Source organism: Brevundimonas sp. NPDC046655, from assembly GCF_044901625.1.
GTDB lineage: Bacteria > Pseudomonadota > Alphaproteobacteria > Caulobacterales > Caulobacteraceae > Brevundimonas.
The window spans coordinates 1,374,515-1,395,029 of record NZ_JBJDPV010000001.1; the positions used below are offsets into that span (position 1 = coordinate 1,374,515).

The following is a 20,515-nucleotide window of genomic DNA, read 5'->3' on the forward strand; positions in this document are numbered from 1 at the left end:
TTTTTCTTGCGGGCCGTCACAGGTTCAACTCCAGGAACAGCATGGCGAAGACGGCGTCGAGGAAGATGATGGCGAAGATGGCCTGCACCACCGCCGCCGTCACCCGGCGTCCCAGGCTTTCAACGTCGCCGGCCACCGACATGCCCTGACGGCAACCGATGGCCGCCACAACCACGGCGAAGACCGGCGCCTTGATCAGACCGACCATCAGGTGCCGGTCCATCATCGGATCTTCGGTGATGCGCTGGATGAAGAAGGCCGGCCCGTAGGCCAGTTCGCTCCAGGTCACCAGCATGCCGCCGAACAGGCCGGCGATCATGCCGACGAAGGTCAGCAGCGGCAGCATGACCAGCATGGCCGCCAGGCGCGGGATCACCAGGGCCTGGAAGGGATTGACCCCCATGACCTGCATGGCGTCGACCTCCTGGTTCATCCGCATCGATCCGATCTCGGCGGCGAAGGACGAGGCCGAACGGCCCGCCAGCAAGACCGAGGTGATGACCACCGCGAACTCGCGCAGGACCGAAACGGCGACCAGCTGCACGGTGAACACGCCCGCCCCGAACTGGGTCAGCAGATTGGCCCCCAGAAAGGCGATGACCGCGCCGATGAAGAAGTTGGTCACGGCGATGATCGGAATGGCGTCCAGCCCGGATCGCTCGGCCTGGCTGAACCAGGCGGGCCAGCGAATGGCGCCGGGGTGTTTCAGCGCCGAGCCCACGGCGACGATCAACCGCCCCAGGAAGGCCAGCGACAACATGGCCTCGGCGAGAAAGTCGTAAACCCCCAGGCCGATCTTGGCGAAGGTGCGGGTCACCGGATGCGAGCGACGCGGCGGCGTGCAGGACTGCCGGTCCAGATCCTCTATCATGGCGTAGATCCGGCCCGCCTCGGGCCGTTCGGACCACGCGGTCTCGGGGATCTGCCGCGACGTCGCCTGGGCGATGGCCAACGCCCCCGCCGTGTCGAAGCGGCCAAGTTCGGAAAGATCCAGTGCGCCCACGTCGCGTCCGGCCAGATCGGTGCTCAGCCGATCGCCTTGACGACCAATGCCCGTCGTCGACCAGTCGCCGGTCAGGCGCAGGATCGCGCCGTCGCCAGCGCCAGTCCGGATTTCATAATCGGCCTTCCGACTCATTGTTCAGTCATGGACGCTGGCGGCAAGAGGCGCATCGGCGAAGCTTAGACCGAGCGGCGTCGGCGCTGTCAACGCTCGATGACTTTTCGCCATGCCTTGCCTCGTCCTGCCTTGCAAGCTGCGTCCTCCCCGCCACGGCGCAGCTTTCTAACGCCGGCTGCACGGTTTCGTTCAGCCGCCTCTATTTTTCAGCGTCAGCGAAGATAGTCGAGCAGCGACACCTGTCGGAGTTGGCTGAGCACCTGGGCCGAGGCCTGCAGGGCGATCTGGGCCATCTCCAGCTCGGTCACCGCCTCGGCCATGTTGGCGTCGGTCTTGCCCGACAGCATGGTGTCGACCGAGATCTTCCGTGACTCCTGAGCCTCCAGAAGATTGTCGACCCGCGCCTGCATCGAGCCGTTCTTGGCCTGGATGTTGACCACGTCCTTGGCCGCCGTCTCGAAGCGCGTCATCAGCGTCGTAAGTGCGGTCTTCTGGGTGTCGGTCATCTGCCCGTTCATCGGATCCGTCTGATGCAGGATCTGCAGATCGCGGAAGACATCGAACAGGGCCTGACCCGCGTCGCTGGCCAGGAAGCCGGTGTCCATGGTGACCGTCTCATCCAGGACCGACGACTGCTTCAGCTGATCGTTCATGAAGGCCCCGCCGACGCCGGGCATGGCGGCCAGCTTTTCCAGGTCGGTGGCGCCAGGCGGCACGTTAGGCAAGACGACCGCCTGCTGGTCCACGGCCCCGCCCGAAAACAGGAACTTGCCCTGGTGCTTCATGTTCAGGCCGTCCTGGGCCATCTTGAAGATGGTCTCCATCTCGGACATCAGCCCGTCCACGCGACCCGCGGCGATGGCGTTGGCGATGGCCTGGCGCCCGGCGGTCGCCGCGTCGGCGACGCGCCCCAGCCCGAGGTCCTGCATCGTCAGGCGATCGGCCACCGTCTTGTTGGTGTCGATAAAGCCCTGGATGCGCGTCTGGCTGGACTTCAGCGCGATCACCGTTTCCGACTGCCGTCCAAAGCCGACCAGGCTGGTGGCGTTCTTCTTCGTGTTTACCTTGTTCTGCGCTTCCTCGCCGCGCGCTTGCGCGTTCATCAGGTGCAGCAGGGCCGACTGATAGTTTCCAAAGGTCGAAACGCGGGTCATCGCATCATTCCGATCAGGGTGTCGTACATTTCGGACGCCGCCTGAATAAGACGCGCCGAAGCGTTAAAGGCTTGCTGATAGGTGGTCATCAGCACCAGTTCCTCGTCCATGTTGACGCCTTCGACGGAACTGCGTCGCGCGGCCGCCTCCTGGTACAGGGCCGTGGCGTTGGTCGAGCGGTTCTTGGCGATGGTGGCCTTGCCGCCGATCTCGCCCGAGAATTCGGACGCGTAGCGCGACAGGGACATGGAGACGCTGCCCGCCCCGCCCGCCGCCGAGAAGGCGGTGGCGTTCTGGTCGGCCTTGGCCAGCAGACGCCCGCCGCTGCCGTCGTTCTTGCTCAGCGCCGCCGTGCCCGCCGCCGCGCCCAGGTTCAGTTGGGCCAGGGCCAGCATCGAGGGATCCTTGACGATGTCGGCCCGGACGGTGAACCCGCCGGCGCGGGACGAGCGCGCGCCGCTCAGACCGAACAGGTCGCTCATCGACACACCGGAGGGAACCTGACGGGTTCCGTCCTCGACCACCGACATGGTCGACGGCGGCGAACCATGACCGGTGAAGATCAGTTCGCCCGCGCCGTTCAGGCTGAAGCTGCCGTGATTGCCGACGCCGGTTGCGGGATCATTCAGGGCGGTCAGCAGCTCTGACATGGTTCCGGCACCTGCGGGAACCGCCACTGCGATATCGCGAATGCGCGAGCCCGAGGAATCGGTGAAGCGCAACTTGATCGTCTCGCCCGCCGTGAACCCGTGCTGCGAAGCGGGCGTCAGGCCCGTGTCGTAGAGCGCCGGGCGCTCCGTCGACACCAGATCGTTCAGCCCGAAATAGTGCGAGAAGCCGCGTCCGGCCTTGGTGCTGGGGCTGGTCGCGTCATCGGCGATCGCGACGCCCTGCCCTGCAGGGGCCTGGATGCTCAGGCGGCCGTCGACGAAGTTGGCGGTCGCTCCGCCCAGCTGGCCGTTCAGGGTCGCAAGGAAGGTGGCCGGCGTCGCCGCCACGCCGTTGATCGTCATCGTCCCACCCGAGAAGACGATGCGGGCCGAGTTCTGGATCACGCCCTGGGCGTCGACCGTGGTGATAGTGGTGGCGCCGGTAAAGCCCGTCAGCGCCGTCTCCAGCGACTGGCCGACATTGCGGCCGTTCAGCACCTGGGGCGGCGGAACCGCCGACGAAGCGTTGTGCGCACGGTTCAGTTCGTCGGCCAGGCGCGTCATCAACTCACCCAGGCGCTCGGCCGCGGCCGGCGCGTCCACGTCGCGCAGTTCCAGCAGCCCCTTGATCTCGCCCGAGGCCAAGCCGTCGGTCAGCGGTCGGCGCTGACCATTGGGCTCGGTGATCATGATCTGGTTGAAGACGGTCTCGGCCGAGACCGCGCCCGCCCGTTGATACTCAAGCTTGGACGCGCCCTGCCCGGCCAGCAGCATGCCGTTCCCGGTGCGCACCTCGACGCCGCCGACCGAGCGGGTCGTGATCCGCACGTCCAGCAGTTCGGACAGTTCGTTGATCAGAGCGGCCTGGGCCGTCTCGGCCCCGGTCGAGTCCGTGCCGACCACATTGGCCTTGGCGATCTCGACGTTCAGCTTCTCGATCTGCTCGACCAGGCCGTTGACCCGATCCACGGCGGTACGCAGACGCCCATCGGCCTCCTCGCGCGTGCTCTGGATCTCCTTGGCCACGCGCGCGGCCTCGTCGAACATGGCCTGGGTCTTCCAGATCGCGTCCTGGCGCAGCGGCCCCGAGGTGGCGTTCTCGGCCGAGGTCGAGAAGGCCGAGAAGATCTTGTCGATCTGGGCGAAGAAGCCGGTGTCCGCGCCGGGATCGCCGAACTGCGACTGGATGTGATTATAGAGTTCGTACCGCACCGCCTGACGCCCGGCGTCGGCGCCGGCGTTCAGACTGGCGGCCTGAAGGAAGCGGTCGGTGGCCAGACGGATGCGCGCGATCTCGACGCCCGCGCCCGTGCCCTGACTGGCCCAGGACTGCTGATCGGCCACCTTGCGGATATAGCCGGGCGTGTTGACGTTTGAGACGTTGTCGGAAACCACCCGCAGCTGCGTCTGGGCGGTGTTCATGCCCGACGTGGCGATGTGCATGATCGAGTTCAAAGACATCAGAAACGGGCTCCATACAGGGCCGCGCCCGGCAAGCCTTGCTGGCCTGCGCGCAAATCTTGCCCGGCGTTCCGGTTAGCCATTCTAGCCAACTCCTTGAATTTATTAGACATCGGCTTTTCAGCCCCTGTGCGTTCAGCAGGCACGGCGCAATTCGCGGGCCATGACGTCGCCCGGTCAGTTCGGCCCGCCGCCGCCCGGCAAAAAGCGCAAGGCGCGGCAAGATCCGCCGGGCGAATGCGGGATGAGATCGTTGATCACAGTCAATATATTTCGATATTTTTCAATTAGTTGCATCAACTCGCACAACTTGGCCCGGGCCTTGCGCCAGCGGTTTCGAATAGCCCGAGCGCAGTAGGCGCCGCCCATCCAGCGAAAGCCTCGCCGCCTCTCATGTCCGCGCTCAGCGTCATGTCCCTTATCGCCCCGACCGCCCCGGTCGGCGCGAACGCCGCCTCCGTCGATACGGCGGCGGACGAGGCCCTGTTCGCGGGCCTGGTGGCGGCCGTCTCGGCGCCGATGAAGGGCGCAAGCGAAGGCGAGGCCGCCCCGGATGCCGCGCCCATCGAATCCGACGCTGTGGAGGCGCCTTCGCTCAACGTCGCGGCCGATACGGCCCCGGCCTGGCCTCCCCTGCCGCTGATCGCGCCTGTCGCCCCGTCGGTCGTCTCGCCCATCATCCCTGATGCGGCCGTCGAAAGCGCCGACGCCGCGAACGCCCCTTCGCCCGTCCCGTCCGCGACGCCTGAAGGCGCGGCTCCCAAGGCGCCGCAAACCCCCTCGCCGACGCCGTCCCAGGTCGATAACGCCGCCGCGCCGGCGAACCCGAACCTGAAGATGGCCACGTCCGAGGCCTCGAACTTGGCGCCCGAGATCGCCAAGGCGCCGGCCGCGCCGGTCGCCTCGTCCCTGTCCGACGCCGCTCCGACGGAGCCCCGCGAGACGCCTTCTCGGCCCGTGGCCGCTGCGCTGGAGCCAACAGCGCCTCGGGCGGCTGGCGATGCCCCCGTTGAAGGCGAGTTTAAAGCCCCCACTGCACGTCCGGCGCCGCCGACCGCCGCCGTCACGCCCGCCGCCACGCCCGACGCCCAGACCGCCGTCGTCGCCACGCCTTCGATTTCCAAGGAAGCGATCGCGCCTCGACAGGCCGAGAGCGCCACGGTCGCGCCCGCCCCTGTGAAGTCCTCAGCCCCCGCTCCTGTCGCCGCCCCGGCCGTCCCGCCGGCGGTTCCGGAGCCCGCCTCGGAACGCCCGGCGCCCGACCCCGCCACCGTCCGGACCGCTGCGGCGGAACCTGCCGCGTCGCCCCTGCCGGCCTCGGTGACGGCCTCGATCACCGCGCCCGCGTCACACCCCGCGCCCGCCGTCACAGCGCAGTTCCCGACGCCCCCGGTCTCGCAACCCGCCCCTGACGCCGACGCGCCGGAACCGGTTGTCGCGGCCGCTGTCGTCTCGACCGAAGCCGAGGCAGAGGCCGCGCCCGCCCCCCCGCCCTCTGCGGTCGCCGCTCCCGCCCCTGCCCCGTCGCGCAACGGTTCGGCCCGTCTGGACGAGCGCCGCTCCAACGCCGCAACGGCCAATGCCCCGGTCGAGGCCAGGACGGAGACGAGCACCGCCGGCCGATCGATCCTGTCGGCCTCGACGCCTTCCGCCGCCCCCGTCGCCGCCGCCACGGCGGCGCTGAACGACGCCGTGACGCCCGCCGCGGTCCCGCCCGCTGACGCTGCGCCGCTGGACGCTTCGGCCGACCTGGCGCCTTCGCAACAGTTGCTCGACGCCCAGACCGCCGCCCCGGCAGGTCAGCGCGACCTGGGCCTGTCGCAGCTGTCGCGCGCCACGGTCGAGACCACGGCGCAACTGGCCGCCCAGATCATCCGGAAGCTGGAAGGCCGCTCGACCCGCTTCGACATGGCCCTGACGCCCGAAGGTCTGGGCCGCGTCGACGTCAGCCTGGAAATCGATTCAGACGGTCGACTGGCCGCCCGCCTGGCCTTCGACAACCCGGCCGCCGCCACCGACCTGCGCGCCCGCGCCGACGAGCTGCGTCGCCAGCTTCAGGACGCCGGTTTCCAGCTGACCCAGGACTCACTCGAGTTCTCGGAGCGCAATCCCTCCTCCGGCTTCAGCGGCGGCGGCGCCTTCGACCGCGCCCCTGACCGTCGCGCCTTCGCCGGCGCCGCCCGTCTGGCCGCCCAGGCCGACACGGCCCTGCCGCCTCCTGGCCCCTGGGCCTCCCTTTCGCTGACGCCTGACCGCGTCGATATGAAGGTCTGACCGATGGTCACCGCCGTCACAGCCAATACCGCCAACGACAAGATCAACACCGGCTCGACCATGCTGGCGTCGAACTTCGAGACCTTCCTCTCGTTGCTGACCGCGCAGTTGAAGAACCAGGACCCCTTGTCGCCGATGGACTCCAACCAGTTCACCGCCCAGCTGACCCAGATGGCCGGCGTCGAGCAGCAACTGCTGTCCAACCAGCTGCTGACCGCCCTGCTGAACGGCCAGAAGGGCGACGGTCTGGCCAGCGCCTCCAACTATATCGGCAAGGACGCCACCGCTGTCTGGGACGCCACCAAGGCCGCCGACGGCAAGGCCTCGTGGAGCTACGAACTGGGCACGAACGCCTCGGACGTCGAGCTTCAGGTCCTGAACGCCGCCGGTCAGGTCGTCTGGAAGGGCCCTGCGCCGGAAGCCGGCGCCGGCGTCCACGACTTCAACTGGACCGAAGGTCAGGACGGCAGCGTCTATACCCTGAAGGTCACGGCCAAGGACGCTACCGGCGGCAAGGTCGACGCCCAGGTCCTGATGCGCGGCCGCATCACCGGCGTCGAGATGTACGCCGACGAACCCTACGTCACGATCGGCAGCTCGGTCATGCCGCTCTCCAGCATCATCGCGCTCGACGAGAAAAACGCCAGCGTTCAGCCCCCCATCACGCCGGAGACCGACGCCTGAACGGCGTCCCTCTCCCCTATCCAGTTTCCGCCTAAGGAGCCGATACAATGAGCATCAACAGCGCCATGCAGGCCGGCGTTTCCGGCCTCTCCGCCAACTCCGCCGCCCTGGCCGCGATCTCGCAGAACATCGCGAACGTCAACACCATCGGCTACAAGCGCACCCAGGGCGAGTTCCAGACCCTGGTCAACAGCCAGGCCAAGACCGGCGGCGGCTACGCCGCAGGCGGCGTCATCACCACGGCGCGCCACTTCATCAGCCAGGAAGGCCAGCTGCAGCGTACGACCGAGAGCACCGACCTGGCCATCGACGGACAGGGCTTCTTCGTCACGACCGAGAAGGCCGAGGGCGTCGGCGCGACCGACAGCCGCCTGTTCACCCGTGCAGGCGCTTTCCGCATCGACAACCTGGGCTATCTGAAGAACAGCGCAGGCCTGTATCTGCAGGGCTGGCCGGTCGACTCCAACGGCGACATCGCCACCGACCCCTCGGACCTGACGCGCCTGCGCTCGATCAACATCGGCACCGTCGGCGGCACGGCCGAAAAGACCACGCGCGCCCAGATCAACGCCAACCTCTATTCCGGCCAGGTCGTCTCGACCGCCGCCAGCCCGCAGAAGTACACCAACGTCGCCGTGGTCCCCGCCGCCTCGGGGCCCAAGGACTTCTCGGTCCGCTACGCCCCCACGGGCGTGGCCGGCGAGTACAATGTGACGGTCAAGTCCGGCGCCCAGACCATCAACGGCGTCGCCACCTATGACGCCGCCGGCGCCCTGACCGGCTTCACGGTCGGCGGCGTGGCCCAGTCCCTGACCGACCTGGACCTGGGCGGCGGCGTCACCGTCGCCATGGGCTCGCCCGGTCTGGGCATCGCCAGCGACAACATCGCCAAGACCAAGTACGATCCGTCGATCAACTCGATGGCCATGTACAACGGCGACGACGAGAACCCGGTCGGCATCAAGCCGGACTTCAAGATCAACATCCCCGTTTCGGACTCCAAGGGCGGCCAGCGCAACGTCGAGATCCGCCTGCTGAAGAGCGACGTGGCCAACCAGTGGTACGCTGAAATCGTCGCGGTTCCGGCCGATGACGTGGTCACCGGCGGCGCCTATTCCAACGGTCAGATCAAGACCGGCCTGATCGCCTTCACCCCCTCGGGCCGCCTCGACGTCTCCACCATGCAGGGCTGGCCCGCCGGCACGGGTCTGTTCGACGACCCCAATAACGCCACCATCAACTTCGAAGCCTCCGATTCCGCCGTCGACCTGACGCTCCCGGCCAACAGCCAGCGGATCAAGTGGGCGGACGGCCTCGGCATTTCCGATCAGGTCCTGACCCTGGACCTGAACACCTCGGCGGGCGGCCTCAGCCAGCTGAACACGGCCTCGATCGTCCAGTCGACGGTCACCAACGGCACCGCCTTCGGCAACCTGTCCGAGATCAAGATCGACGAGAGCGGCTTCGTCACCGCCATCTTCGACAACGGCGTCATGCGCCGGATCGCCCAGGTCGCCCTGGCCACCTTCCCCAGCCCCGACAGCCTGCGTCAGGTGTCCGGAAACGCCTTCCGCGTCAGCCTGGAGAGCGGCACCTTCAACCTGAAGGCCGCAGGCACCGGCGGCGCCGGCATGCTGGCCGCCCAGCAGCTGGAATCCTCGACCGTCGACCTGTCGGCCGAGTTCACCAGCCTGATCACCACCCAGCGCGCCTACTCGGCCTCGTCCAAGATCATCACGACGGCGGACGAGATGCTGGCCGAGCTGCTCAGCATCAAGCGCTGATCGGCTAACAGGAATCGATGAGTAAGCCTCCGTTAGACTCGATGAATCCTTCGTTTCCGGCGCTTTCGATGCGCCGGGGACGGAGGATGCGTCTTAGCCATTCCTTCACCACGACGCTTAAACGCCCCTTAGCCGGGGCGCGCCTAGGGTACGCGTCGATGGTGGTGGTGAAAGAGGCTTAAGCCCATGCTGCAAGAGCGACGCCTTAATAGTAGAGGCGAACAATATGTGGTCGGCCCGACGGGCACGCCCCTGACCCTGCGGGATCTCCCGCCGGCGGAAACCAACCGCTGGGTGATCCGCCGCAAGGCCGAGGTGGTCGCCGCCGTTCGCGGCGGTCTGATCAGCCTGGAAGACGCCCTGACGAAGTATCGTCTGACGGCCGAGGAATTCATCGCCTGGCAACAGGCGATCGACAAATGGGGCATGCAAGGCCTGCGCACCACGCGCATTCAGAGCTACCGGGACTAAGGTCTCGCGCCTCGACAAGATCAAAGGCCGCCCCGAAACGGGCGGCCTTTTGCATTTCGCTTCCTTCTCCTCGCCGTCATCCTCGGGCTTGACCCGAGGATCGGGTTGTCCGTCTGCGCAACGTCGAAACCATTAACGCGCCACTTCGCTCGATCCTCGGATCAAGCCCGAGGATGACGGTGTTCAGGTTTTAACGCCCCCGCCTCGAAATCGAACGCGCGTGCCTCTATATGGCGGCCATGACCCTGGCCGACGACATTTGCCCCGTTCCGACCATCGCCCCCATGTCCGGCGCCGCCGACATGGACGCCGCGATCGAGAGCGCGCGACAGGCCGTCGGCCTGCCGGTCGGTTCGCGCGTGGTCGCGGCCATGTCGGGCGGGGTGGATTCCACCGTGGTCGCCGCCCTGCTGCACAAGGCCGGCTATGACGTGGTCGGCGTCACGCTGCAGCTTTACGATCATGGAGCAACCCTGAAGAAAAAGGGCGCCTGCTGCGCCGGTCAGGACATCCACGACGCCCGTCTGGCCGCCGAACTCATCGGCATCCCCCACTACGTCCTCGACTACGAAAGCCGCTTCAAGGACGCGGTGATCGACCAGTTCGCGGACAGCTATCTGAAGGGTCAGACCCCGGTTCCCTGCATCCGCTGCAATCAGACGGTCAAGTTCCGCGACCTGCTGGACGTGGCCCGCGACCTGGGCGCCGAGGCCATGGCCACCGGCCACTACGTCCGCCGCGCCGCCGTCGGCAACCGCTCGCAGATGCGCAAGGCGATCGACCACTCGCGCGACCAGTCCTACTTCCTGTTCGCCACCACCCAGGATCAGCTCGACTATCTGCGCTTCCCCCTGGCCGATCTGGAAAAGCCCCAGGTGCGCGGCGTCGCCGCCGCCCTGGGCCTGCGTATCGCCGCCAAGCCGGACAGCCAGGACATCTGCTTCGTCCCGTCCGGCGACTACCGCACCCTGATCGACCGCCTGCGTCCGCAAGGGCGTGAGGCGGGCGAGATCGTCCACATGGACGGCCGTGTTCTGGGTCAGCACGGCGGCATCACCGACTACACCATCGGCCAGCGCCGGGGCCTGAACGTCGCCGTGGGCGAGCCCCTGTTTGTGACCAAACTGGACCCCGACAAGCGTCGCGTCATCGTCGGCCCGCGCGAAGCCCTGCTGACCGCCAGCCTGACGCTGGAAGAAACCAACTGGCTGGGCGATCAGGCCACGATCGAGGAAGCCGCCCGCGACGGCGCCCTCGTCCTGGCCCGCGTCCGCTCGACCCGCCAGCCTTCCCCCGCCCGTCTGGCGCTGGATGAAAACAACATCGTCTCGGTCGTCTTCAATGAAGGCGAAGAAGGCGTCGCCCCCGGCCAGGCCTGCGCCCTCTACGACCCCGCCGACCCCGACCGCGTTCTCGGCGGCGGCTTCATCAGCGGCACGACGGCGGTCGCCGCCGGCTGACAAAACGGCGGCCTGCCCTCAGGCCGCTTCCTCAAGATGAAGGACGGCCCGATTGCGGCCCTCCTTCTTGGCGCGATAGAGGGCCGCATCGGCCGCCTGCAGGGCGGCGCGGCCCTCGCGGTCCATGCCCGGCCGCCAGCTGGCGACGCCGAAGGACATGCTGGTGCTGCCCAGGGCCTGATTGCGATGACGCAGGGATATGCCGGCGATGGCCTGCCGCACCGTCTCGATCCGTTGCAGCAGGGCTTCGGGCGTCGTGCCGGGGGCGATGATGGTGAACTCCTCGCCGCCGTAGCGGCAGACAATGTCGCCGTCGCGGAAACGGTGGCCCAGTTCGGCGGCGACAGCCTGCAACACCAGGTCGCCCGCATCGTGGCCGAACTCGTCGTTGAAGCGCTTGAAATGATCCACGTCGCACATCACCACGCACAGAGGGCTGCCTGACCGAGCCGACCGCGCCACCTCCAGCGCCAGGGCCTCTTCCATGTAGCGACGGTTGAACAGGCCGGTCAGCGGATCGCGGATGGTCTGTTCCTTCAGGTCGCGCTGCAGCTGCTGGTTGACCATGGCCGAGGCGATGTTCTCGACCAGAACCTTGATGCGGAAGCCGCTCTCGACATCCAGCACCCCGTCCAGATGCAGGACGCCGATGACCTCGCCCGAGGCCAGCAGCGGCTCGCAGTGGTAGGCGTGCTCCGAATGGCCGACGTGGTCGCAGACGATGTCCGTGCCCGGCTCGCTGACGAAATGGCTCTGGCCGCGCCGCAACGCCCAGCACTGATCCGGCCCGAAGGCGTCGCCGTCGCCGTCATGGTCCCCCCAGGTCGAGATAGGGACCAGCAGGTTGCGCGAGTTGTTGTAGGCGTAAAGCACTCCTGGCAGCCCCGGCAGGACGCGGGGCACGAAGGCGTGGATGACCTGGGCCAGTTCCGCCTCGGTGCGGGCCGCCTGCATCCGGTGGGCCATGCCGCCCAGCAGCTCGATCACCTCGCCCCGTTCGCGCAACACCTGACTGCTGCTCAGTAGCTCGTCGTGCACCCGCTTCAGCTCACGTTCGCTGCGCCTCTGGTCATCGGAAGCCGTGGCGAGGCGCTGCACCATGTCGTTATAGCCGTCGGCCAGACGGTCGAACTCGCGCGAGCCCATGCGCCCGACAATGCGTCGCTCCAGATCGCCGCCGCCCAGACCGGTCATGGCCCGCGTGATGACCCGCACCGGCTGGCGGATACGGTGGATGACCATGAAGGACACCGACAGCGAGAACAGGGCGATCAGCGGCCCGCCGATCAGGGCCAACCGCTTGCCCCATTCGAGACGGCGCTCGGCGGCCTCGATCCGCTCGGTCTGCAGCCTGCGCTCCTCGCTGAGGAACTCCTGCGAGGCCAGCAGGACCTGCCCCATGGAATCCAGCCCGCGCCCCCCGGCGACCGCCGCCTCGGCCTCGTCAAAGCGGCCCTGACGCGCCAGGTCCAGCGGCTGACGCAGCAGTTCGGTCCGCTCCGACATCAGACCGCCGAACGCCTGAACGCGCGCCCGCTGGATCGGATTGTCCTTGGTCAGCTCGACCAGCTTCGAGAAGGACCGCAGCGAGTCCGCCACCCTTCGATCAAAGGACTCCGCATAGCCAGGGTTGCGCGTCAGGACATAGCCGCGCTGGCCGGATTCGGCGTCCCTCAGCCCCGCCATGGTCTCTTCCATGGCCTCGATCACCTCAGCGGAATGCGTCACCCAGCGGAAGCTCTCGCGACTTTGCCGCGAGGCGTCGACCAGGGAAGCCACAAGGGCCAGCAAAGCAATCACCACCAGGGCGCCGACGGCGGCGATCCTGGACGTCAGGGACAGAAACATGGCCCAAAGGTTAACGGCGGAGGGTTGACGGAAACTGAACGTTTTCTCCGCCCTCGACGGTCACGAGGTCCGATCCCGACGCCATGTTGATGGCAACGCCCTTTATCGCCGACGCCTGGTCCAATGCAGATACGGCCCGGACATGGACTCGAGTTCATTGGTTGTCCTTTTCAGGCGTTGCTAGACCAAAATCTGTCGAGTCGTTTTTGGGGGAAACGCATGAGAAGATTTCATCCGGGCCTGTCTGCCGTCTTGATGGCCAGCCTGAGCGCTTTTGCGACCGGCTCGGTCGCCGAGGAAGCGACGCCTTCCTCCTTGACGGCTCGTCTCGCCGGAGTGATCACCCCCCTTAACGTCAGTCCGGACGGCCTTTCCGGCGCAGGCGCGCCCGTCCTGTCAGAAGCCATCGCCGCCAGCCGCTATGTTCTGATCGGCGAAAGCCACATGACGCGGGAGATCCCGGTCCTGACAACCCAGATCTGTCGTCTGATGGCGCCTTCCGGCCTGACGGCCATGGCCATCGAAACCGGTCCGGAAGCGGCCCGCGTTGTCGATTCCGCCATGCGATCGGAAAATCGCGAAGCCCGGATCGCTGATTTCCTGCGCGTCCATCCGGACGGCATCGCCTTCTTCGGCGGGCGGGATGAAGTCCGGATGGCGGGCGATTGCGCCGCCGCCGCCGGACCGGATTTCCAGCTATGGGGTCTCGACCAGGAGTTTCTCGGATCCGGCAGCTATCTGCTCGAGGAAATGCTCGCCGCCGAACCCGGTCCTCTCGCCCGGGCCGCCCTGATCGGTCTGGCCGCGCAGGCTCGGGAGGCGACCACTGCTGCACTCGCATCAGCCTCGCCCGGTGACCTCTTCCTGCTCTCGGTCACGCAAGACGACCTCGACCAGGCGGCCGCCGCAGTCTCGCAGGATGGCGGGGAGCGCGTCCGCTATCTGTTTGGCCTGCTGACAGAGACCCGCGCAATCTATCAGGCGTCGCAGGCGCGCAAGGGGGACCCCAACGGGCGCCGGGCGCGGTTGATGAAGCGAACCTTCGCCGCCCGCCTTTCTGAAAATCCCGAAGCCAGGGTGCTGATGAAGTTCGGCGCCTGGCATTTCTACAAATCGCTTAACCCGCTGGATCAGCGCGACCTGGGCGCCTATGTGGCCGAACGTGCCGAGGGCGAAGGCGTCACGGCCACGCACATCCTCATCGAGGGCGCAAAGGGCTCCTACGGCAGCTATAATGGCGTCGGCCGCCCCACCGCCGAACGCGCGTTCGACATGGCGACCCAGGAGCCTGATTGGCGCAAGGATGTCGTCCTGGCATCGCCGACTGACGCCGCATCCGGGTCGTGGATACTGGTGGATCTCCGCAAACTCAGGGCCGAGGGCCTGGCCTCCGCACCGCAGGAGTGGCGGGAAATGGCGCTGGGCTACGATATCGCCATTCTGGCTCCGACGTTCACTGCATCCAGCGTGCTCGGTTCAGGCGAGACGACGACGCCCTGATCCGCCACTTCCCCGCGCGGGATGACGCCAGGACGACTGCATCCCTGGGGCTGACGTTTCGACGTCAGCCCTGGCCGGGTTTCAGAGGTACTTCATCCACCACTGCGTGCTGTTTCGCTTGACCTCGCCGAACCACCGGCAAGCGAACCAGCCAGGAACGGCAACCGCCACGGCCAGCAGCCAGATCCAGCCCACGCCGGGAAGGCTGAAGGATTCGCCCTGATTGGGCCCCAACGCCACCAACGCCCCCAGATTGAGCAGGTGCAGGGCGTAGAGATGGATCAGGTAGAAGAACAAGGGCGCGCCGCCGAAGATCGCCAGCAGACCAACCAGGCGTCGCGGCGCCTGCTCCAGCGCCGCCAGCAGCAAGGCTCCGATGCCGAGCGTCGCCAGAAGGAAATCCGCCGATGGCGGGTATTTGGTCAGGTTCAGCACGCTCATGACGGTGTGCAGCAGGTCGGTCTGAGCGGTCCAGGGCTGATCGCCGTAAAGGTTGATCGTGCGCAGCAGGGCGAACAGCGCCAGCATGGCAACGCCCAGCGCAATCAAACGCCGGCGGCGCACCGTCCCTTCGGCGACGAACCAGGGCCCGATGCCATACCCCAGGGCGATGACGCCGATCCACGGCAACAGGGGATAGGAGGTCCGGGCCTGGCCGCCCCAGGGGAGGTCGATATATCCGCGATCATGCAGAACGGCCCAGATCGCATGGCCCGGAACGCCCTCAGCCACAGTGATCGGGTCCAGCAGATTGTGCCCCAGAACAATGATCAGGCCGAGCGCGATGAGCAGGGGGCGCGGCAGGTGAACCAGGGCCGCCAGAGCCATCATCGACAGGCCGATCACCCAGATGACCTGCAGGAAGACGGTGGTCGGCGTCAACGAGAAGGTCCAGGCGAAGTTGACCAGGGTCAGTTCCAGGAAGATCAGGAAAAGGCCCCGCTTGAACAGGAAGGCCGAGGCAGCCGGAGCGCCGCCCTTCTTCGAAGCGTAGAGCCAGGCGCTCAGTCCGGTCAGGGCCACGAACACAGGCGCACACAGATGCGCCGTCAAGCGGGTGAAAAAGAGAGCCGGCGAAGTCGCGGTTACATCCATCGGGTCCGAAACCTGGGCATGGATGAAGAAGAACTCCCGCGCATGGTCGACCAGCATCAGAAGGATCACCAGGCCTCGCAACGCATCGATGGATTCGATGCGTATCCGAGCGGCGGCGGGACGGATGACGTGCAAATTCCCGTTAGCGGCATTGATCGGCTTCGACATGCCGCAGCGATTAGACGATATGTAATAACATTACAAATTTAGCCGAAGTGAAGCACCCACGAGGACGCATCGCGGCGCACAGCGCGCAACGTCACTCCGGCCAGACCCTGTCCGCGCGGCCTTACGCAGCCTCGTCCTTCGGCAGAACATCCCCCACGGTCGGGCGGTTCTCGGCCCAGGTGAGCGCTATGTCGCGGGGTTTGACGATCTCATTGCAATGGCCACAGGCGATGCGAGGCTTGAGATCGTGGCCGCAGGTCTTGTGAACCATGGAAATGCCGCTGTCGGCCTCGCCATACACATGCTTTTCACCCCAGGCGTGCAGGGTCACCAGCACGCCGTACAGATCCTTGCCCTTGGCGGTCAGGACATACTCGTTGCGCGGCGGGCGTTCGGAATAGAGCTGCGGCTCCAGCACCCCGTGCTGCACCAGCGACTTCAGCCGCGCCGCCAGAACGTTGCGGGCCACGCCCAGCCGGTCCTGCCACTGTTCAAACCGGCGCACGCCGTTGAAGGCGTCACGGATGACCAGCAGGGTCCACGGGTCGCCAATCACCTCCAGCGTGGCGGCGATCGAGCAGCTCTGGCGGCTATAGTCGGCGGTGCGTCCCATGCCGGGAAAGTGACCCCGCGTCAGGCTTTTGACAAGTGGGTTGCCAATCGGGACGCAGTTTGTCAGTTTCTTTTAGCAACGAACTTGCGACTGTCCTGTCGCGATTTCTGCATTCCTCGACTTGCGGGCGGCGACGCATCAGTCTCCGCCCGCCTCTTTTGCCTGTTGCGTGGACCGATGACCGAAGCCGCCCTGTTGCACGACGCCCTGACCCTGACGCCCTGCGAGGAGGGCCTATCGGCGCACCTGTCCGGCGAGTTCTCAAACGGCCCGATCAGCGCCCCGCCCGAGGCGGGCTTTCCGTTCGGCGGCCTGTTGGCGGCCCTGTGCGCCGGCGCCATGCGTCAGGGGCTGGAGATCAAGGCGCCGCTGCGCAGCCTCAGCGTCCAGTATCTGGCCGCCGCCAGATACGGCCAGCCCATCCAATTCCGCCCGCGCCTGCTGCGCGGCGGCCGCAATGTCGCCTATGCCGTGGTCGAGGGCGGCCAAGGCTCGCGTCTGACGCACCACGCCAGCGCCACCTATGGCGCCGACGCCGACACCGCCCAGCCGCTCGGCCCCCTGCTCGCCGTGCCCCCGTCGCTGGACAGCCTCAAGGACGCACCGGGCATCAGCGGCCCCATGGCCCCGCGCTTCTCGCAGCATGTCGACTATCGTTTCGACGGGGGCCCCAACATCCTGGGCGGCAACGAAGGCAAGCCGGTCGTCGAGCGGGTGTGGATGCGGACCAGGGACGGCGCGCCGCTGGACGAACTGCGGCTGGCCTATCTGCTGGACGCCCTCTATCCGCCCGCCTGGACCGCCTTCACCGCCCCGCCGATGATGACGACGGTGGACCTGCGCTACGACTTCCTGGCCGATCCGACGCCCGAAACCGCGCCTGACGGCTGGGCCTTCTTCGAATACCGCCTGCTGGATCACGGCCTCGGCTGGTCAGTGGACGAGGCCGTCGCCTGGGGCGCGGACGGGCGGCCGCTGGCTCTGGCTCGCCAGCGCAGGAAGCTGCTCTGACCTTGCCAGCAGGCCTCCGCCTCCCCTAATCCCCCGCGAAACGATTCATACTGGAAACGCCCCCTCATGACCGCCGCATCCGATCCCGTCGTCATCGTCTCCTTCGCCCGCACGCCCATGGGCGGCTTCCAGGGCGCGCTGTCGCCGGTCAAGGCCACCGATCTGGGCGCCGCCGCGGTCAAGGCCGCCGTCGAGCGCGCCGGCGTCGCCCCTGAAAAGGTCGAGCAGATCTTCATGGGCTGCGTCCTGCCCGCCGGTCTGGGTCAGGCTCCGGCCCGTCAGGCCGCCATCGGCGCCGGCCTCGGCAAGCATGTCGAGGCGACGACCGTGAACAAGATGTGCGGCTCGGGGCTGCAGGCCGCCATGATGGCCCACGACGCCCTGCTGGCCGGCACGGCCGAGGTCATCGTCGCGGGCGGCATGGAGTCGATGACCGGCGCCCCCTATCTGATGAACAAGCATCGCGGCGGCGCCCGCATCGGCCACGACGTCATCGTCGACAGCATGATGATGGACGGTCTGGAAGACGCCTATTCCCCCGGCAAGGCCATGGGCGTCTTCGCGGAGGACGCCGCCGCCCAGTATCAGTTCACGCGTGAAGCGATGGACGAATACGCCATCGAGAGCCTGACCCGCGCCAAGGCCGCCATCGCCTCGGGCGCCTTCAAGGCCGAGATCGTCCCGGTCGAGGTCGCCACCCGCAAGGGTCCTGTCACGGTCAGCGAGGACGAGCAACCCGGCAAGGCCGATCCGGCCAAGATCCCGACCCTGCGTCCCGCCTTCACCAAGGACGGCGCCATCACCGCCGCCAACGCCAGCTCGATCTCGGACGGCGCCGCCGCCCTGGTCATGACCCGCGAGAGCACGGCCAAGGCTATGGGTCTGCCCATCGTCGCCCGCGTGGTCAGCCACGCCGCCCACGCCCATGAGCCGGGCCTCTTCACCACCGCCCCCGTCCCCGCCATGCAGAAGGCGCTGAAGAAGGCGGGCTGGTCGGTCGAGGACGTAGACCTGTGGGAGGTCAACGAAGCCTTCGCCGTCGTCGCCATGATCGCCCAGCAGGAACTGGGCATCGACCGCGCCAAGCTGAACGTCAACGGCGGCGCCACGGCGCTGGGCCACCCCATCGGCGCCTCGGGCGCGCGCATCCTGTCCACCCTGCTGGCGGCGCTTCAGGCGCGCGGCGGCAAGAAGGGCATGGCGTCGCTGTGCATCGGCGGCGGCGAAGCCGTGGCCATGGCGGTGGAACTGGCCTGATCCATCCGCGTTTCCACGGCCAGGCCGAGCTTGGCCGTGGAGACCCCGTTTTGAAACTGACCCCCGCCCTTTTCGTCGGCGTCGCGGCCCTGACCCTGGCCGCATGCGCCACGGCTCAGGCTGACAGCGCCATGACCGACAACTCTGTCAACGCGCAGACCGGCGCGGCCGACGCCCTCAAGGCCTTCCCTGCCGCTGCAGCCGGCCAGACCCGCCACGTCATCACCCTGCCGGCCCAGACCGACGAAAGCGCGCTGAAGGTCGAACTGATCCTAGGCAAGACCCAGACGGTGGACTGCAACCGCCAGGTCTTCGGCGGCCGCCTGGAGACCCGCACGGCCGAGGGCTGGGGCTACAACTATTACGTCCTGCCCGCCCTGGGGAACGCCGCCAGCACCCTGATGGGATGCCCGCCCGGCTCGGAGCGCCAAGCCTTCGTGACAACGCAGGAACAGCCGCTGATCCGCTACAACTCGCGTCTGCCGGTCGTGGTCTACGCCCCCTCGGACGTCGAGGTGCGCTATCGCGTCTGGCGCGCGGGCGAGACCCAGACGGCGCGCTGATTCCCGCCGTTCATGGCTATCAGGCGCGGGCGTCGGTCGATCTCGACCGGCGCCCGTGTCGTATGCGGCGTCGCCTCCGCATCGCGCATGAGCGCAGCCAGCGAGGCGCATCCGGCGCTCAGGACGATCATGGGGCGACTCCTGCATTTGCGAACCAATTGCAGGTTTGCGCAGACTCGTCAGTCGTGCAAGCGTCCGCCTCCATTTTCTGGAGAACCGCCATGCGCGAAGACGGCAAGCTGGACTATCTCGAACTGCCCGCCACCGACATGGCGGCGCACAAGGCCTTCTACGCGGCCGCCTTCGGCTGGGTGTTCCAGGATTACGGCCCTGACTATGCGGCGTTCGGCGAAGGCCTGGACGGGGGCTTCACCACCGAGGCGATGACGCCCAAGCCCCTGCCCATCCTCTACGCCCACGACCTGGAGGCCATGCTGGCCAAGGTCCAGGCGGCGGGTGGCGAAATCACCCACCCGATATTCGCCTTCCCCGGGGGGCGCCGCTTCCACTTCCGCGACCCCTCCGGCAATGACCTGGCGGTCTGGTCCGAATAGGCTCGAGGCCTACTTGGGATCCAGCGACTGGGCGATCCGCTCGGCGGCGTCGCGATCGGCGCCCTCGAGGCTCATCAGCCAGACATGGATCTCGTTCGGCGCCGTCGGCTGCTGGAACAGGTGCTCCATGGCGATACGGCGTGTCCCCTCCGGCACGACGACCGACACACGGCCCGCCGCCGTCACCTGCTCGCCGTCATAGATCGGAAACTGCGACGATGATCCGGTGTAGATCATGGCGAAGGTCTTGCCGGCCCTGCGCACCGAATAGACGTGGGAATCCGGCGCGCCGCGCCCCTCAAACAACTGGAAGCCGCTCGGCAGGTCGATCCTGAACGGCAGGGCGGCGACTGCCGCCGCGCTCAACGCGCGGGGAGCCGGCGCCGCGGGCGCAACAGGAGCCGGGGCGGCGCCCGGCGCCGACGCGCGTGCGGGGACGACCGGCGTTGCCGCGTCAGCCGCGCGGGCGGGCACGACGGTCGTCGGGGCGGGTGCGGGGCGCGGCGCTGGAGCCGATGCGGCTCTGGCCGGCGCGGCGATCGTCGGCGCTGCCGTGGCGGACGAGGATCGCCGCGCCGGCGTCGTTTCGGGCGATGTCGGGGCCGCCTGCACAGACCTCGGCGCAGGGGCGGGTGCAGGTCGAACGGGTGCGTTCGCAGTCGGCGCCGCGGAAGGCGCGGGCGCCGGAGCCGGAGACGGCACGAGCCGCGCCGCGGCCGGCGGCGCGCCGTTCAGCAGCCGGGTCAGTTCCTCGGCTGTCTGGGATTGAGCATGGGCCGCCAAGGGGGCGGCGATCGACAGGACGGCGACGAGAGACACGGTTTTCATGCCGCGACCTTGGCCCTCGC

At 67.5% G+C, this 20,515-nt stretch carries 17 protein-coding genes; 10 read left to right on the forward strand and 7 right to left on the reverse strand.

Going from position 1 to position 20,515, the window contains the following annotated elements:
- Window positions 1–16 precede the first annotated feature (16 nt).
- From ACI2KI_RS06725 to flgK, 3 genes are all read right to left on the reverse strand, one after another.
- Window positions 17–1,138 carry an MlaE family ABC transporter permease gene (locus ACI2KI_RS06725; protein ID WP_404618601.1) on the reverse strand — a complete coding sequence of 374 codons (1,122 nt, stop codon included), beginning with the start codon at window positions 1,136–1,138 and terminating at the stop codon, window positions 17–19.
- A gap of 194 nt (window positions 1,139–1,332) precedes the next feature.
- Window positions 1,333–2,274, reverse strand: a complete 942-nt coding sequence (locus ACI2KI_RS06730; RefSeq protein ID WP_292082012.1) for a flagellin — start codon at window positions 2,272–2,274, stop codon at window positions 1,333–1,335.
- The gene (flgK, locus tag ACI2KI_RS06735; protein ID WP_390183093.1) at window positions 2,271–4,385 is read right to left on the reverse strand and encodes a flagellar hook-associated protein FlgK; all 2,115 of its coding nucleotides are present in this window, start codon (window positions 4,383–4,385) and stop codon (window positions 2,271–2,273) included. Before flgK ends, ACI2KI_RS06730 begins: the two co-directional genes overlap by 4 nt.
- 411 nt (window positions 4,386–4,796) lie before the next feature.
- Here flgK and ACI2KI_RS06740 point away from each other — a divergent pair, with 411 nt between their 5' ends.
- The 5 genes from ACI2KI_RS06740 to mnmA all read left to right on the forward strand — a co-directional run bounded on the left by ACI2KI_RS06740 (window position 4,797) and on the right by mnmA (window position 11,058).
- Complete coding sequence (locus ACI2KI_RS06740) at window positions 4,797–6,659, forward strand: flagellar hook-length control protein FliK (RefSeq protein ID WP_404618603.1); 1,863 nt, start codon at window positions 4,797–4,799, stop codon at window positions 6,657–6,659.
- A 3-nt stretch (window positions 6,660–6,662) separates the two neighbouring features.
- Window positions 6,663–7,343, forward strand: coding sequence for a flagellar hook capping FlgD N-terminal domain-containing protein (locus ACI2KI_RS06745; RefSeq protein WP_313104116.1), 681 nt, complete (start codon window positions 6,663–6,665; stop codon window positions 7,341–7,343).
- 47 nt (window positions 7,344–7,390) lie between these two features.
- Window positions 7,391–9,127: a flagellar hook protein FlgE gene (flgE, locus tag ACI2KI_RS06750; protein WP_390183095.1), complete on the forward strand. Its 1,737-nt coding sequence runs from the start codon at window positions 7,391–7,393 to the stop codon at window positions 9,125–9,127.
- Between the two features lie 186 nt (window positions 9,128–9,313).
- Window positions 9,314–9,598, forward strand: a complete 285-nt coding sequence (locus ACI2KI_RS06755; RefSeq protein ID WP_105563033.1) for a DUF1153 domain-containing protein — start codon at window positions 9,314–9,316, stop codon at window positions 9,596–9,598.
- A gap of 230 nt (window positions 9,599–9,828) precedes the next feature.
- Window positions 9,829–11,058: a tRNA 2-thiouridine(34) synthase MnmA gene (mnmA, locus tag ACI2KI_RS06760; RefSeq protein ID WP_404618605.1), complete on the forward strand. Its 1,230-nt coding sequence runs from the start codon at window positions 9,829–9,831 to the stop codon at window positions 11,056–11,058.
- An 18-nt stretch (window positions 11,059–11,076) separates the two neighbouring features.
- Here mnmA and ACI2KI_RS06765 read toward each other — a convergent pair whose 3' ends face one another.
- Window positions 11,077–12,906, reverse strand: a complete 1,830-nt coding sequence (locus ACI2KI_RS06765; RefSeq protein ID WP_313105659.1) for a diguanylate cyclase — start codon at window positions 12,904–12,906, stop codon at window positions 11,077–11,079.
- A gap of 255 nt (window positions 12,907–13,161) precedes the next feature.
- Here ACI2KI_RS06765 and ACI2KI_RS06770 point away from each other — a divergent pair, with 255 nt between their 5' ends.
- Window positions 13,162–14,406 (forward strand): hypothetical protein, encoded by a 1,245-nt coding sequence (locus ACI2KI_RS06770; RefSeq protein WP_404618607.1) that lies wholly within the window; start codon window positions 13,162–13,164, stop codon window positions 14,404–14,406.
- Between the two features lie 81 nt (window positions 14,407–14,487).
- Here ACI2KI_RS06770 and ACI2KI_RS06775 read toward each other — a convergent pair whose 3' ends face one another.
- On the reverse strand, window positions 14,488–15,669 hold the full coding sequence (locus ACI2KI_RS06775) for a DUF1624 domain-containing protein (protein ID WP_404618609.1): 1,182 nt from the start codon (window positions 15,667–15,669) through the stop codon (window positions 14,488–14,490).
- Between the two features lie 121 nt (window positions 15,670–15,790).
- A complete protein-coding gene (locus ACI2KI_RS06780; RefSeq protein ID WP_292081994.1) occupies window positions 15,791–16,282 on the reverse strand; it encodes a helix-turn-helix domain-containing protein in 492 nt (163 codons plus the stop codon).
- A gap of 177 nt (window positions 16,283–16,459) precedes the next feature.
- Between ACI2KI_RS06780 and ACI2KI_RS06785 the strand changes: the two genes are divergently transcribed.
- The 4 genes from ACI2KI_RS06785 to ACI2KI_RS06800 all read left to right on the forward strand — a co-directional run bounded on the left by ACI2KI_RS06785 (window position 16,460) and on the right by ACI2KI_RS06800 (window position 19,667).
- A complete protein-coding gene (locus ACI2KI_RS06785) occupies window positions 16,460–17,293 on the forward strand; it encodes an acyl-CoA thioesterase (RefSeq protein ID WP_404618612.1) in 834 nt (277 codons plus the stop codon).
- 66 nt (window positions 17,294–17,359) lie between these two features.
- On the forward strand, window positions 17,360–18,550 hold the full coding sequence (locus ACI2KI_RS06790; RefSeq protein ID WP_404618614.1) for a thiolase family protein: 1,191 nt from the start codon (window positions 17,360–17,362) through the stop codon (window positions 18,548–18,550).
- A 50-nt stretch (window positions 18,551–18,600) separates the two neighbouring features.
- Window positions 18,601–19,113 (forward strand): serine protease inhibitor ecotin, encoded by a 513-nt coding sequence (eco, locus tag ACI2KI_RS06795; RefSeq protein ID WP_404618616.1) that lies wholly within the window; start codon window positions 18,601–18,603, stop codon window positions 19,111–19,113.
- Between the two features lie 221 nt (window positions 19,114–19,334).
- Window positions 19,335–19,667: a VOC family protein gene (locus ACI2KI_RS06800; protein ID WP_292081975.1), complete on the forward strand. Its 333-nt coding sequence runs from the start codon at window positions 19,335–19,337 to the stop codon at window positions 19,665–19,667.
- A 9-nt stretch (window positions 19,668–19,676) separates the two neighbouring features.
- Here the strand turns inward: ACI2KI_RS06800 and ACI2KI_RS06805 are convergent, their stop codons facing one another.
- Entirely contained in the window at window positions 19,677–20,495 is an 819-nt protein-coding gene (locus ACI2KI_RS06805; RefSeq protein ID WP_404618619.1) for a hypothetical protein, read from the reverse strand.
- Window positions 20,496–20,515 lie beyond the last annotated feature (20 nt).

Bases quoted from the DNA above. Each gene is read 5' to 3' on its own strand.
- ACI2KI_RS06765 (WP_313105659.1), bottom strand. From the start codon at position 12,906: ATGTTTCTGTCCCTGACGTCCAGGATCGCCGCCGTCGGCGCCCTGGTG.
- flgE (WP_390183095.1), top strand. From the start codon at position 7,391: ATGAGCATCAACAGCGCCATGCAGGCCGGCGTTTCCGGCCTCTCCGCC.
- ACI2KI_RS06755 (WP_105563033.1), top strand. From the start codon at position 9,314: ATGCTGCAAGAGCGACGCCTTAATAGTAGAGGCGAACAATATGTGGTC.
- ACI2KI_RS06805 (WP_404618619.1), bottom strand. From the start codon at position 20,495: ATGAAAACCGTGTCTCTCGTCGCCGTCCTGTCGATCGCCGCCCCCTTG.
- ACI2KI_RS06725 (WP_404618601.1), bottom strand. From the start codon at position 1,138: ATGAGTCGGAAGGCCGATTATGAAATCCGGACTGGCGCTGGCGACGGC.
- ACI2KI_RS06745 (WP_313104116.1), top strand. From the start codon at position 6,663: ATGGTCACCGCCGTCACAGCCAATACCGCCAACGACAAGATCAACACC.
- ACI2KI_RS06775 (WP_404618609.1), bottom strand. From the start codon at position 15,669: ATGTCGAAGCCGATCAATGCCGCTAACGGGAATTTGCACGTCATCCGT.
- flgK (WP_390183093.1), bottom strand. From the start codon at position 4,385: ATGTCTTTGAACTCGATCATGCACATCGCCACGTCGGGCATGAACACC.
- ACI2KI_RS06785 (WP_404618612.1), top strand. From the start codon at position 16,460: ATGACCGAAGCCGCCCTGTTGCACGACGCCCTGACCCTGACGCCCTGC.
- ACI2KI_RS06740 (WP_404618603.1), top strand. From the start codon at position 4,797: ATGTCCCTTATCGCCCCGACCGCCCCGGTCGGCGCGAACGCCGCCTCC.
- ACI2KI_RS06780 (WP_292081994.1), bottom strand. From the start codon at position 16,282: ATGGGACGCACCGCCGACTATAGCCGCCAGAGCTGCTCGATCGCCGCC.
- mnmA (WP_404618605.1), top strand. From the start codon at position 9,829: ATGGCGGCCATGACCCTGGCCGACGACATTTGCCCCGTTCCGACCATC.
- ACI2KI_RS06790 (WP_404618614.1), top strand. From the start codon at position 17,360: ATGACCGCCGCATCCGATCCCGTCGTCATCGTCTCCTTCGCCCGCACG.
- ACI2KI_RS06800 (WP_292081975.1), top strand. From the start codon at position 19,335: ATGCGCGAAGACGGCAAGCTGGACTATCTCGAACTGCCCGCCACCGAC.
- ACI2KI_RS06730 (WP_292082012.1), bottom strand. From the start codon at position 2,274: ATGACCCGCGTTTCGACCTTTGGAAACTATCAGTCGGCCCTGCTGCAC.
- ACI2KI_RS06770 (WP_404618607.1), top strand. From the start codon at position 13,162: ATGGCCAGCCTGAGCGCTTTTGCGACCGGCTCGGTCGCCGAGGAAGCG.